13 protein-coding genes are annotated in these 11511 nt (G+C 63.7%); 5 read left to right on the forward strand and 8 right to left on the reverse strand.

Features of this window, described 5'->3' with window-relative positions; genetic code table 11:
* Window positions 1-51: 51 nt before the first annotated feature.
* Complete coding sequence (locus tag LB538_RS06080; protein ID WP_224529885.1) at window positions 52-399, forward strand: DUF1491 family protein; 348 nt, start codon at window positions 52-54, stop codon at window positions 397-399.
* A gap of 75 nt (window positions 400-474) precedes the next feature.
* Here the strand turns inward: LB538_RS06080 and LB538_RS06085 are convergent, their stop codons facing one another.
* From LB538_RS06085 to LB538_RS06115, 7 genes are all read right to left on the reverse strand, one after another.
* On the reverse strand, window positions 475-894 hold the full coding sequence (locus LB538_RS06085; RefSeq protein ID WP_224529883.1) for a carboxymuconolactone decarboxylase family protein: 420 nt from the start codon (window positions 892-894) through the stop codon (window positions 475-477).
* Window positions 830-1258 carry a MerR family transcriptional regulator gene (locus tag LB538_RS06090; protein ID WP_224530034.1) on the reverse strand — a complete coding sequence of 143 codons (429 nt, stop codon included), beginning with the start codon at window positions 1256-1258 and terminating at the stop codon, window positions 830-832. The genes LB538_RS06085 and LB538_RS06090 overlap by 65 nt, the downstream gene beginning before the upstream one ends.
* A 197-nt stretch (window positions 1259-1455) precedes the next feature.
* Window positions 1456-2463: a DUF2336 domain-containing protein gene (locus LB538_RS06095; protein ID WP_224529881.1), complete on the reverse strand. Its 1008-nt coding sequence runs from the start codon at window positions 2461-2463 to the stop codon at window positions 1456-1458.
* 396 nt (window positions 2464-2859) lie between these two features.
* Entirely contained in the window at window positions 2860-3408 is a 549-nt protein-coding gene (locus tag LB538_RS06100; RefSeq protein WP_095766880.1) for a DUF1254 domain-containing protein, read from the reverse strand.
* Window positions 3401-3985, reverse strand: a complete 585-nt coding sequence (locus tag LB538_RS06105; RefSeq protein ID WP_224529879.1) for a DUF1214 domain-containing protein — start codon at window positions 3983-3985, stop codon at window positions 3401-3403. The genes LB538_RS06100 and LB538_RS06105 overlap by 8 nt, the downstream gene beginning before the upstream one ends.
* 80 nt (window positions 3986-4065) lie before the next feature.
* Window positions 4066-6225: a transglycosylase domain-containing protein gene (locus LB538_RS06110; RefSeq protein WP_224529877.1), complete on the reverse strand. Its 2160-nt coding sequence runs from the start codon at window positions 6223-6225 to the stop codon at window positions 4066-4068.
* A 325-nt stretch (window positions 6226-6550) separates the two neighbouring features.
* Complete coding sequence (locus LB538_RS06115) at window positions 6551-7273, reverse strand: hypothetical protein (RefSeq protein WP_224529875.1); 723 nt, start codon at window positions 7271-7273, stop codon at window positions 6551-6553.
* 348 nt (window positions 7274-7621) lie between these two features.
* Here LB538_RS06115 and LB538_RS06120 point away from each other — a divergent pair, with 348 nt between their 5' ends.
* Complete coding sequence (locus LB538_RS06120) at window positions 7622-9175, forward strand: trimethylamine methyltransferase family protein (RefSeq protein WP_224529871.1); 1554 nt, start codon at window positions 7622-7624, stop codon at window positions 9173-9175.
* 141 nt (window positions 9176-9316) lie between these two features.
* Entirely contained in the window at window positions 9317-9724 is a 408-nt protein-coding gene (locus tag LB538_RS06125) for a DUF3168 domain-containing protein (protein ID WP_224529869.1), read from the forward strand.
* A gap of 139 nt (window positions 9725-9863) precedes the next feature.
* On the opposite strand, the gene LB538_RS06130 is transcribed toward LB538_RS06125, so the two are convergent.
* Window positions 9864-10250 (reverse strand): ester cyclase, encoded by a 387-nt coding sequence (locus LB538_RS06130; protein WP_224529861.1) that lies wholly within the window; start codon window positions 10248-10250, stop codon window positions 9864-9866.
* A 216-nt stretch (window positions 10251-10466) separates the two neighbouring features.
* Between LB538_RS06130 and LB538_RS06135 the strand changes: the two genes are divergently transcribed.
* Both LB538_RS06135 and LB538_RS06140 read left to right on the forward strand, forming a co-directional pair.
* The gene (locus tag LB538_RS06135) at window positions 10467-10766 is read left to right on the forward strand and encodes a hypothetical protein (RefSeq protein WP_095766886.1); all 300 of its coding nucleotides are present in this window, start codon (window positions 10467-10469) and stop codon (window positions 10764-10766) included.
* A 64-nt stretch (window positions 10767-10830) separates the two neighbouring features.
* Window positions 10831-11496 carry a response regulator transcription factor gene (locus tag LB538_RS06140; RefSeq protein WP_041002188.1) on the forward strand — a complete coding sequence of 222 codons (666 nt, stop codon included), beginning with the start codon at window positions 10831-10833 and terminating at the stop codon, window positions 11494-11496.
* Window positions 11497-11511: the final 15 nt, after the last annotated feature.

Here is an 11511-nt window from a genome sequence, read left to right on the forward strand (position 1 = left end):
AGGCTTGGGTGAATCTCGCTAAACCACTTGAATGTCATCCAGGACCTTCCCGTGCGCGTGACCACCGATCTCTGGGTATCGGCCCTTGTGCGCCGCGTGTTCGGCGCCGGCGGCTTCGCCGCCGTCGTCAAGCGCGGCGCGACCGAGGCTGGCGCCGTCTTCGTCTTGTCGCGCGGGCGTCTGGGGGAGGTGACCTTCTACGGGCCGGCGCCGCAGACCAGCTACGATTCGGCCAAGCCCGATGAGCGCTTTTTCGCTGTGCTCGGGACGAGTGACGACAGCTCGGCCTTCGATGCGCGGCTGGAGCGGGAGAAGAAATTCGATCCCGACATTTGGGTGGTCGAGATCGAGGGCGGGACCGTTCCCGTCGAGGAGCTTCTTTCGGTGAAGGCCGACTAGGGCGTTTTACCGTCTACGGGAATCACCATGAGAGCAAGAGCGCCGGCCGCGGGCTAAGGAAGCGCAGAAGGTTCATCACGCCGCTTCCCCGTTCTGGGCGGGAAACCGTGCGGCGAAGACTTCTTTGGCCGCAAACAACCCGTTGAGCGCCGCGGGAAAGCTGGCATAGACCGTCATTTGGATGATGGTTTCGACGATTTCGTCCTTGGTCAGCCCGACATTGAGCCCCGCCTCGATATGGACTTTCAGTTGGGGGGTAGCGGTTCCCATCGCTGTCAGCGCCGCGATGGTCGCGATCTCACGGGCGCGCAGATCGAGACCGGGGCGGCTGTAGATGTCGCCAAACGAGAACTCGAACACGTAGTTCGCGAAGTCGGGGGCAATGTCAGCAAGAGCGGCAATGACTTTGTGGCCGGCTTCGCCGTCGATTTCAGCGAGCGCCCGCTTGCCGCGTTCCAGCCGGCTTTCGCCGATGTTCATGGATTGATGCGTCATAGTCCTTCATCCTCTGTTTCACGCCGGCATATCCGGCGATCTTGGTGTCGAGGACGAGAAGGCAGGCTTGCAGTTTGGCCACATGCGCACGGACACGCTCACGGTGCTGCTTGAGCAGCGCGCCGCGCTCCGCTTCCGTGTCGGCGCCGCGCTCCCGCAAGGCCGCGTAACGCAGCATTTCCCGAATAGGCATCCCGGTAGTTTTGAGCCGGTCGAGAAATTCTATCCAGGTCAGGATTGATGCGTCGTAGTCACGTTGGCCCGATTGGTCCCTCTCGGCATGGGGAAGCAGCCCGATCCGCTCATAGTAACGGATTGTGTAGGCAGACAGTCCCGAACGCTTCGCCAGCTCGCCAATCTTCATCAATGCCATTCTTTCGTCACGACGCCCAGAAAGCTACGAGTTAGAACGCACTCTAAGTCAAGAGGCGTTGTCACTTTGTCGTGTCGCGGAAATGCCCGGTCTCGCGACGAACATCGGCTCGTTGATTTTAAAATAAAAAACAAACGCTTGAAGCGCGTCGCCACCGGGTTTCTTCAGCGCGAGGCGCTTTAAACCGATCAGGATGCCTTGACGCTGGCACTCGCCGCGTCGCTGTTCGAGGCTGCGCGGCTCTCGATGTCAACCGCATCGGAAGCACTGCCGCGGATCGCCCGCGAAAGCGTCTCGGCCTTCCAGGCACGTACCTTGTCCAGCGCCGTCTCGCGGTGCAGCAGCCGATAGCTGTCGAGGAACAGGCGGATCGCCTGCGGATGCGGGAACTCGCCGGGATAGACCGCGACTGCGATCAGGAAGGCCCTGTCTTCGCTGAGGTCGAGGGCACGCAGCGCCGCAAGCAGCGCGACATAGCCCGATTGCCCGGTCACCGAGCGGGCCGTCGCGAAGTCGATCTCCAGCGCATCGGCCAGCGCGGTCTGGAAGAATGCCAGGTTCCCCGTCAGCGCCGTCTCGCGCAACTTCACATAGGTCGGCTGGCCAAGGAAGGTGTTGACGTCGGCAGCGTCGCCGGTCGGGCGCATCATCGCCCGCAGGCGGCGCCGCGCGTGCTCCGCGGCTTCGCCTGGCGCGGGACGGTCGGTATCCGCCTTGGCCACGGGCTCGGGTTTCGGCGCAAGCCTGGTGACCGTCTCGGGCGGCCGTGCCTTGACCAGCGTCGGCCTTTCCAGCACGCGGATCAGGTCGGCGATCGTCGGGTTGAGCTCCTTGCGGCGCGCAATGGCGCGCGCATGTGGCAGGCCGTGCCGGCCGATCAGCGCGATGAGGTCGATGTCGCTCAGCGCGTTGGAGCGGGTGAGCAAGGGGGCTGCGATCTCGACCGGCTGTTCAGCCAGCCGCCGCACCAATGCCGTCGGTGCGTAATCGCATTCGGAAAGGGCAGCAGCGACGTAGCGGCGCGACTCGACCGAGACTTCGTCGAACAGCGGCAGCGTCAGGTCTTCGAGCTGGGCGATCTCGCGGCGCGAGGGACGCGTCAGCGAGCAGAAGGCCGACACAGCGGCGCGGAACAGCCTTTCGGCCTTTCCCGCTTCGGTCCGGATAGCGATTTGCCTGAAATCGGAAGATGACACGGAGGATACGCCCGATACTCGACACAATCCCGAACCGCGCAATCCGGCCGGGCCGGTTTCGCACTTTCGGGAAAACAAACGTCAAATTAGCCGCGATCCGTTAGCGCTCCGTTAACCCTCTACGCCCCTTAATCAACTTTGGAGGCGTTGCGTTGTGCTCCGGTCAAACCGAGAGGAATGCGCGAACCATGGGCATGGTCCTGTCTTTTGTGCCGCGAGCGGCACCAGTAAATCGAGCAAGTCACGACACCACGACGGCGGCGGCGGTTATCATTTTCCCCGGCGTCCGTTACGAGTTGCATCCGCAGGCCGGTGAGGCACGGCCCGGCGACAGCAGCTCCGACAGGCCGGGCTCTCCGCCTCCTGCCAAGCCGCATCACTGATCGGGCGCCTTTCTCAGTAGTCCTGCAATTCGCAGGCACCCTGCTCGAGGAAGCGTGACACGATCGGCTTCCAGCTCCCGTCCGGCACGAAGGCGCGGACGACGAAAATGCCTTCCTCGATCGGCGCCTCGACGAAGATCGCGCCCTGCAGATCCTCCGGAAGGTCGCGCCGCACGTCGATCATCTGCGCCGGCGTCAACACCACCGCGTCGAGCTTCTCGCCATTGGCGTTGTGGTCGTTGAAGGAATAGATGTTGTGGCCGTTGCGGTCGTAGACCGAGGCCGACCAGAACGGCACGTCGCCCGGCGCCCTGATCCTGACCAGCCCGTCGGCAAGGTTGAAACGGCAGGCGGCCGCATAAAACAATGGATCCACCGATTTCACCACCGGCGCGCCGCCGGCCTCGGCGTCTAGCCGCGTCATCTTGTAGAAATCGGATGCCATCGCCAGGCGCGACCAGGCATCGCGTTCGGAAAATTCCGGCACCAGGAACAGCACAACGATGTGCACGATGCCGGCGCCGAGCAGGCCGAGGATCAGGGCATGCAGCAGTCTACGCATCGCAGCCCGCCTTCAGGATGCGCGGCAGTGTCACGTCCGAGAGGCCGGTGCTCGAGGCGATCGGCGTGTCGTAGAAGGTCAGCACGAAATACATCTTGCCGGAGCCGCCGGTCAGCAGCCAGTTTCCGGGCGCCGGCCGGCTGCCGACGGAGATGACGACGGAATTGTCGGGCTGGCGCAGCACTTCGTAGGATTGCAGCGCCGACTGCCTCGGCTTGCCTGTGTCGATCACGCCAAGCGACTGGTCGGCGGCATAGAGCGTCCAGAAGCGGGCGGTCGGGTAACCGCCTTCGATCGTATAGGTGCATTCGCGTTTCAGCGGCTCGCCGGCATCGTCGCGCTCAGCGACGAAGGCAAGTCCCTCGGCCTGGCCGAGCGCCAGCACGCCCTCGCGTGCAACGCGCGCCTTGGAATAAGGGTCGGCGGCCAGTGTCCCGACTTCCGGGAAAGCGGTCCATTGGCCGATGCGGATCGCGCCCACGCCGTCCTGCGCGTTGAGCGCATACCAGACGCTGTAGCCGCCAAGCCCGATGGCTATGGCAAGCGAAAGCAGCGTCAGGATGGCGTTCTTGAGCATGAGAGCCGCAAACAGAGGAGGTTGCCCGGGATATCGCGGCGCGGGGTGCCGTGGCAAGCCGGCTTCACGCGACGGCCGCCCTAAAGCGCCGAAAGCGTCTCCGGCATGGTGGGCGCAACGAGCGCCGGCGCGGCCTGGAACGCCTTGGTCATGTCCCGTAACGTTTGGCTTGTGCGGCTGGAAAGCACCGGCGGGCGCTCGGCCTCGGCTTGCGCCGCCGCTGCGTCGGCTTCCTTCTTGGCCGCTTCCTCGGCCTTGGCCGCGACCTCCGGATCGACCCAAGGATTGTCGAGACCGGGGATCGGCTTCAGATCGATGTTCTGATGCGCGTAGACCATCAGCCGCTGCCAGACCATCGCCGGCAGGGAGCCGCCTGTCATCTTGTTGGTCGCCGTGAAGTCGTCATTGCCGAGCCAGACGGCGGCTGTGTAATTGCCGGTGAAGCCGACGAACCAGGCGTCGCGGTAGGATTGCGTCGTCCCGGTTTTGCCGGCAACGACGATGTTCGGAAGCTGGGCGCGTCTCGCGGTGCCGATAACCGGCACCGCCGCCAGCATGGTGTTCATGTATTTCAGCGCCTTTTCCGACAGCACGCGGTGCGGTGGCGGCGCGTCCTTGGCCCAGTCATAGACCACGTCGCCGGTGCGGGTGACGAGCTGGGTGATGCCGTGGCGCGAGCCGACGAAACCGTTCTGCGCAAAGACGCTGTAGCCCGTCGCCTGGTCCATCACCGTCATGCCGGATGTGCCGAGCACCATGGTCTTGTGCGCTTCCAGTGGCGATTCCACGCCCATCGATTCGGCCATCGCCTTGATCGGGCCGATGCCGAGGTAATCCTTGGCGAGCCGCACCGGCACCGTGTTGATCGACTTGGCGATCGCCGTGAGCAGCGTCACGTTGCCGGCCGATCCGCCGCTGTAATTGTGCGGCGACCAGCTGCCCCAGCTGATCGCGCCGCCGGAAACCACCGAGTCCGGCGTGAACCCGTGCTCCATCGCTGTGGCGTAGACATAAGGTTTGAAGGATGAACCGGTCTGGCGCAGAGCCTTGGTGGCGCGGTTGAACTGGCTGGTGCCATAATCCCGTCCGCCGACGATGGCGCGCACCGCGCCGTTGGTCTCGATCACCACCACCGCGCCTTCGGTGACATTGTATTCCTTGCCGAACTGGCGAAGATGGAACTCGACCGACTCCTCGGCCGCCTTCTGGATGTTGGCGTCGAAAGTGGTGTGGGCGACCAGCGAGTGCTGGCCGGGCTTGGCGATCTTCTTGACCTCGTCGAAGGCCCAGTCGAGGAAATAATCCGGGCTCTTCTGCTCGCCGCGATCGACGACGTCGGCCGGATGCAGGCGCGCCTGCAGCACCTGGCCCTCGGTCATGAAACCGGCATCGACCAGGTTTGACAGCACCACATTGGCGCGGGCACGGGCCGCCGGCAGGTTGATGTGCGGGGCGTATTTGGTCGGCGCCTTGAACAGGCCGGCCAGCATCGCCGCTTCGGCGAGGCTCAGATCCTTGACGCTCTTGCCGAAATAGAAATCCGCCGCCGCCTCGATGCCGAACGTGCCGCCGCCCATATAGGCGCGGTCGAGATAGAGCTGCAGGATCTCTTTCTTGGACAGGTTTGCTTCCAGCCATAGCGACAGGAAGGCTTCCTTGATCTTGCGCTCCAATGTGCGCTCGTTGGAGAGAAACAGGTTCTTGGCGAGCTGCTGCGTGATGCTGGAGCCGCCCTGGACCACGGAGTTGGCGCGCACATTCTCGAAGATCGCGCGCGACAGGCCGAGGACATCGATGCCGTAATGGTCGAAGAAACGCCGGTCCTCGGTCGCCAGCACCGCCTTGATGACGATGTCGGGCATCTCGTCGACCGGCACGGAATCGCGCTGGATGATACCGCGCTGGCCGATCTCGTTGCCGTAGCGATCCAGGAAGGTCACGGCGAAGTCGCCCTGGCTGCGCCAGTCGCCGGTGGTGATGTCGAAGGCGGGCATGGCGAGCGCGAGCAGCACCACGAAGCCGCCGGCGCCCATGGTGAACCCTTCGCTCAGCACCTCGATGACCGTGCGGCGCCAGCCATACACCCGGAAACGGCGGGAAAAGATGGTCGCCGCTTCCCAGAATTCGCGGGCCTTGAAGCCGATCTCGTAGAGCGAGCTATCGAACCAAGCGTCGACGCCGAGCAGCGCCGAAGCGATGCGGCCTCTTCTCCTCTTGCGTGGTTTCGAAGGACTTGCCATTCCGACTTCCGCCCCAACGCCCTTTCGCCCGAAAACAGCATGCGGGCAGTTTCAGGGTGGCACCCTGTCAAACTATTCGACCATTTTATCACCGCTCACAAGGGCAGCGAAGCCACAGCACCAGCTTTGTTGATCGGAGGTGTGCTGGCCGTCAACGGCCGATCGAAATCACCGCGCTGCGATGAATCGCATACGATGCACTGCATCCGCCTCGGTCGGTTCCTGGCCGATGAAAGAGCGCAGATAGGCGGCGAGATGGCTGACGTGCGCCTTGCCGCATCGAGGCGTCTGTCACGCGAGGTTGGCCCATTCTTACCGCGCAAATTCATAGACTCGCACGATTATGCTCCGGGGTGCTCTCGACCCGTTCATCTGAACGGCCGGCGCCACGGGAGGCAGCTGTGGTGCTTGGGAACCGCACGTCCAGCATATGTTCGACAGCATTCCATCTAGCCTCTTGGTATCGACGAAGGGCGAAGACGCTGACGGCGAATACCAACATGCCAATTCCGGTTGCCGGAATGATACCCAGGATTGCGACGGCTTTCGCCAGCACGCCGGCGAAGACACCTGCGATGACACTCGCGACGACGCTCACCATCCCCGCTGTGCTCATGAATGACTGCCAATGCGAGGAATGAAGGGCTTTGCTGACGAGCAATGCCTCGTCGTCGTCGTGACGGGAGTGGATCAAGTATTTCTCCACGCCTGGAGCCGTCTCCACGAAATAGTGCCGGATGCGAGCCATGCCACGTGCGAGGACCATGTCCTCGATTGCGACCTGGACCGCCCGAACGAAGGTGACGATGCCGATGAAATACAGGCAGGGAAGCAGGATCAGACTGAAAAAAACGAATGGCTGCCCCATGCGCGTTACTTGAGCGACGAATGCCAGCGCGACGGTCGTGCTGGAAACGGCGGTCAGGAAAAGGTCTGCCCGCGAATTGGCTTCCTGGATGGTGGCCGACCGCGCCGTCTGCAACACGAAATGTTCGGTCGTGAGGCATTGCAGGGTTTGATCGCTGGTTTTGTCCTGGCCCGTCGTCATTGGATGCCGTCAACTCGCTGCCTTGAAATGACGCGGCTTTGTGATGGACCTTGAACTGAAACAATCTTTAATTGTTCCAAAATGCATCCGATTCTTCGGAAGGTCGCGAGACGTGGGTGTCCAACGGTCGTCGGCTTGAACGAACAGATAGGAACCTCAGCGCCGGCAGGGTGCATTGCTACAGGGTCGCCAAGAGGGTCGCCCTGGCGTTGCCCGATGACGGTTTAGCCGGGGAGGGGACCGAGCTTTCCGTACACATTGTCGGGGTCGAACGGCCGGCGCGCGTCATCGCGGCCTCGCCCCTACGACGCCGAAGGCAAGGCGATGCGGCAATGAGGAGGAACCGCCATGATTGAGGAAGCCGCACGCGATCTCAGGCGCGAGCGCCGCCGGGGACGCACCGGGGAGGCCGGCAGCGAGTCGAGCCGCCATCCGAACTACCGGTCACTGAAGAACCCGTTCCTGCCGCAGCCGATCTTTTCCGACGATCAGGTCGCGGCCATCCACGCTACCGCGCTGCGCGTGCTGGAGGAGCTAGGCATCAAGGTGCTGCTGCCCGAGGCGCGGACGATCTACGGCAAGGCCGGTGCATTTGTCGACGAAGACAGCCAGATGGTCAGGATCGGTCGCGACATGGTCGAAGCCGCGCTCGCCTCGGCGCCGCGCACGATTCCGGCACTCGGCGGCGACCGCTCCCGCGACCTGACGCTCGAGCTCGGCTCGATGACCTTCCTTGCTGGCTCCGGAGCCCCTAATGTCACCGATCTCGAGCGCGGCCGCCGGCCGGGAACGCTCACCGCCTTCGAGCAATTCATCAAGCTGGTCCAGCATTTCGACGTGCTGCATATGCTCGGGCCTTGCGTCGAGCCGCAGGAACTCGACAACCGCTTCCGCCACTATGCCGTCAACCGGGCGCAGCTGACGCTGTCGGACAAGTTCCCCTTCGTCTTCGCGCGTGGCACCCCGCAGGTCGAGGACGGCTTCGAGATGATCCGCCTGGCGCGCGGCCTCTCGCAGGACGAGTTCCGCGCCGGTGCCTATTGCTACACCGTCATCAACACCAACTCGCCGCGCCAGCTGGATATCCCGATGGCGCAAGGCATCATCGACTTCGCCAAGGCCGGTCAGGTCCTGGTCATCACGCCTTTCTGCCTGGCGGGCGCTATGGCGCCGATCACGGTCGCCGGCGCGCTGACCTTGCAGCATGCCGAGGCGCTCGCCGGATTGACGCTGGCCCAGATCGTGCGGCCTGGCGCGCCGGTGGTCTATGGCTCCTTCTCGTCCAATGTCGACATGAAGTCCGGCGCTCCGGCCTTCGGCACGCCGGAGCACGTCAAGGCGACGCTTGGGGCGGGGCAGCTGGCTCGCCACATCGGCCTGCCCTGGCGCTCCGGCGGCGGCAGCGCCGCCAATGTCTCCGACGCGCAGGCCGCGCACGAGACCCAGTTCGCGCTGTGGGGCTCGGTGCTGGCCGGCGCCACCGTCTGCATCCACGCCGCCGGCTGGCTGGAAGGCGGTCTCAGCGTCTCGCTGGAAAAGCTGATCACCGACGTCGAGGCGCTGCAGACGGTCGCCGAGCTTTGCGCCACGACGCCGGGCGACGAGGATGCAATTGGCTTCGAAGCGATTGCCGAAGTGCAGCCCGGAGGTCATTTCTTCTCGGCCGCCCACACCATGACGCGCTACCGCAGCGCCTTCTACGAGCCGCTGGTGGCCGACTGGTCGAACTTCGGCAACTGGACGCAGGCCGGCGGCAAGACAGCCACGGAGCGCGCGACCGACATCTGGAAGCGGATTATCGCCGACTTCCAGCCGCCAGCCACCGCTGCCGCCGCCGCGGGAGTGCTCGACGAGTTCATTGCCAGACGCACCGAAGAAGGCGGCGCGGCTCCGGTCTCATGATTTGACGAAAACATAATAAATTCTAGACCTTCGCCCTTCAGGCTATACTCAAATCGATTTGCGATCTGGCATCGGATCGCGAGCGCGGCTACGCTGCCGGAATTGGCTGCGGCGCGGAGACATGTTGGCGATGGACTGTAGATGACGGCGCCTGGCGATTTGATGCAGGCCTTGTTCCTGAGGCTGAAGACCGATGAGTCGCTGTCGGCGTTGCTTGGCGGCGCGGGCCTGCTCGAGCAGGCGAGCGACAAGGCCGCCTTTCCGCACGTCACATATGGCCGCACCAGCGCCTTCGACCTCGAGACCGGCGTCGACAACGACAATGACCAGCTGGTCACCTTGCACGTCTGGTCGAAAGCCCAGGGCGAGGCCGAGACACGCCTCATCATGGACAGCATCAAGGCGAGCCTCGATGGCGCGGCGCTGTCCATTGGCCCGTGCGGCCAGACGCGCCTGTCCCTGGAATTCGCCGAGGCGCGCTATGACGAGGATCTTGCAGTCTATCATGGATTGCTGCGCTTCCGCGCGCTGACCCAGGAAAGTGCATAGGGTGTGTTGAGATTCAGGTCAGGCCGAGTCGAAAATGATGGCTTCCGAGAACCGGCGCGGAGCGTACTTAAAGTACGTGAGCACCGGAGCGCAGGAAGCCGGCATTTGCAGGCCAGCCTCACCTGAACATCAACACACCCTAAAGCTGCGCCTGGATCGCGGCCTTGTCGATGACCGACCAGACCTCCCTTATGCGGCTGTCGTGGAATTCGTAGAACACGTTCTCGGCGAAAGAAACCCGCCTGCCGTGGACCGGCAGGCCGAACAGCACGCCTTTGGGATGGCAGTCGAAATGCAGGCGCGCCGCCACGCGCGGCGGCTCCGAGATCAGAAGCTCGACATTGAAACGCAGGTCGGGAATGGCCTCGAAATCGCCTTCCAGCATGCGCCGATACCCCGACAGCCCGATCGTCTCGCCATTATACTGCACCTCCTCGCCGACGAACCGGCCGAGATTGCCCCAGTCCTGCTCGTTAAGGCAGACGATGTAGCCCCGGTAGAGATCGGCAATATCCGCACGCGTCATCGCATCCTCCCATGGCCGTCCGGCGTTTCTACACTAGGTAGCGCGGGGCGCGGAATCGGCAGGCCGAAAAGCGTAGCGGACCGACTGATTTTCCGGCTATGAATTTGCACCCGGGCTTGAGGGAGCGTTGGCGTCCATAGGGGGTGTGGCGGGCATGGATTTTCGATCGTTCACCGTTCATTTCACGTTCAGCCCATATGCGTTAGAACCGTGATCATGAAAAAGTTTGGCCCTCATCTCCGCAAAGCAGTGCTGGCGCTCGCCGCAGCCGGCCTCTTTGCGTCGCAGGCGATTGCCCTGCCGGTCACCGAGCCGTCGGTCGATCGGCCGGTGGTGCTCGCCGCCAGCGATTGCTACGCCATCGGCCAGCAGGTCGCCGCGCAGAATGGCGGCACGCTGGCCAAGGCCTCGCAGGCGACGCGGGGCGGCCAGCAGGTCTGCGTCATCGTCGTCCTGGTTCCCGGCAAGGAAGGCCAGCGTCCCCGCCGCTCGGAAATCGTCGTTCCGATGGGCTGACCCTGTCGTTTCCCAGGCTGGTGGAATCGGCCTATAGGTCTACCCAACAACAGGCTTCAACCCCATGCGCGTGCTCGTCGTCGAGGATGACAAGGATCTCAACCGGCAACTGGCCGACGCGCTGGTCGACGCCGGCTATGTGGTCGACCGCGCTTATGACGGCGAGGAGGGGCACTTCCTCGGCGATACTGAGCCTTACGATGCCGTCGTCCTCGATATTGGCCTGCCGCAGATGGACGGCATCAGCGTCGTCGAGCGCTGGCGCCGCGGCGGCCGCAAGATGCCGGTGCTGATCCTGACCGCGCGCGACCGCTGGAGCGACAAGGTGGCCGGCATTGACGCCGGCGCCGACGATTATGTGACCAAACCCTTCCACATCGAGGAGGTGCTGGCGCGGGTGCGGGCGCTGATCCGCCGCGCGGCCGGCCATGCCTCGTCGGAACTCACCTGCGGGCCGTTGCGCCTGGACACCAAGGCGTCCAAGGCCGACGTCAACGGCGTGCCGCTCAAGCTCACCTCGCACGAGTTCCGGCTGCTCGCCTATCTGATGCACCATATGGGCGAGGTGGTGTCGCGCACCGAGCTGGTCGAGCATCTCTACGATCAGGATTTCGATCGCGATTCCAACACGATAGAAGTGTTTGTCGGCCGGCTTCGCAAGAAGATGGGCATCGATATGATCGAAACCGTGCGTGGCATGGGCTATCGCATGCGTGAGCCGGAGGCGTGACGCGGAACCGCTGAA

It is taken from the genome of Mesorhizobium sp. Ca11 (assembly GCF_020165275.1).
In the GTDB taxonomy this organism is placed as follows: Bacteria; Pseudomonadota; Alphaproteobacteria; order Rhizobiales; family Rhizobiaceae; genus Mesorhizobium.

Coding starts and splice junctions, on each gene's coding strand:
- LB538_RS06140 (WP_041002188.1), top strand. CDS start 10,831: ATGCGCGTGCTCGTCGTCGAGGATGACAAGGATCTCAACCGGCAACTG.
- LB538_RS06120 (WP_224529871.1), top strand. CDS start 7,622: ATGATTGAGGAAGCCGCACGCGATCTCAGGCGCGAGCGCCGCCGGGGA.
- LB538_RS06130 (WP_224529861.1), bottom strand. CDS start 10,250: ATGACGCGTGCGGATATTGCCGATCTCTACCGGGGCTACATCGTCTGC.
- LB538_RS06110 (WP_224529877.1), bottom strand. CDS start 6,225: ATGGCAAGTCCTTCGAAACCACGCAAGAGGAGAAGAGGCCGCATCGCT.
- LB538_RS06100 (WP_095766880.1), bottom strand. CDS start 3,408: ATGCGTAGACTGCTGCATGCCCTGATCCTCGGCCTGCTCGGCGCCGGC.
- LB538_RS06115 (WP_224529875.1), bottom strand. CDS start 7,273: ATGACGACGGGCCAGGACAAAACCAGCGATCAAACCCTGCAATGCCTC.
- LB538_RS06125 (WP_224529869.1), top strand. CDS start 9,317: ATGACGGCGCCTGGCGATTTGATGCAGGCCTTGTTCCTGAGGCTGAAG.
- LB538_RS06135 (WP_095766886.1), top strand. CDS start 10,467: ATGAAAAAGTTTGGCCCTCATCTCCGCAAAGCAGTGCTGGCGCTCGCC.
- LB538_RS06105 (WP_224529879.1), bottom strand. CDS start 3,985: ATGCTCAAGAACGCCATCCTGACGCTGCTTTCGCTTGCCATAGCCATC.
- LB538_RS06085 (WP_224529883.1), bottom strand. CDS start 894: ATGACGCATCAATCCATGAACATCGGCGAAAGCCGGCTGGAACGCGGC.
- LB538_RS06090 (WP_224530034.1), bottom strand. CDS start 1,258: ATGAAGATTGGCGAGCTGGCGAAGCGTTCGGGACTGTCTGCCTACACA.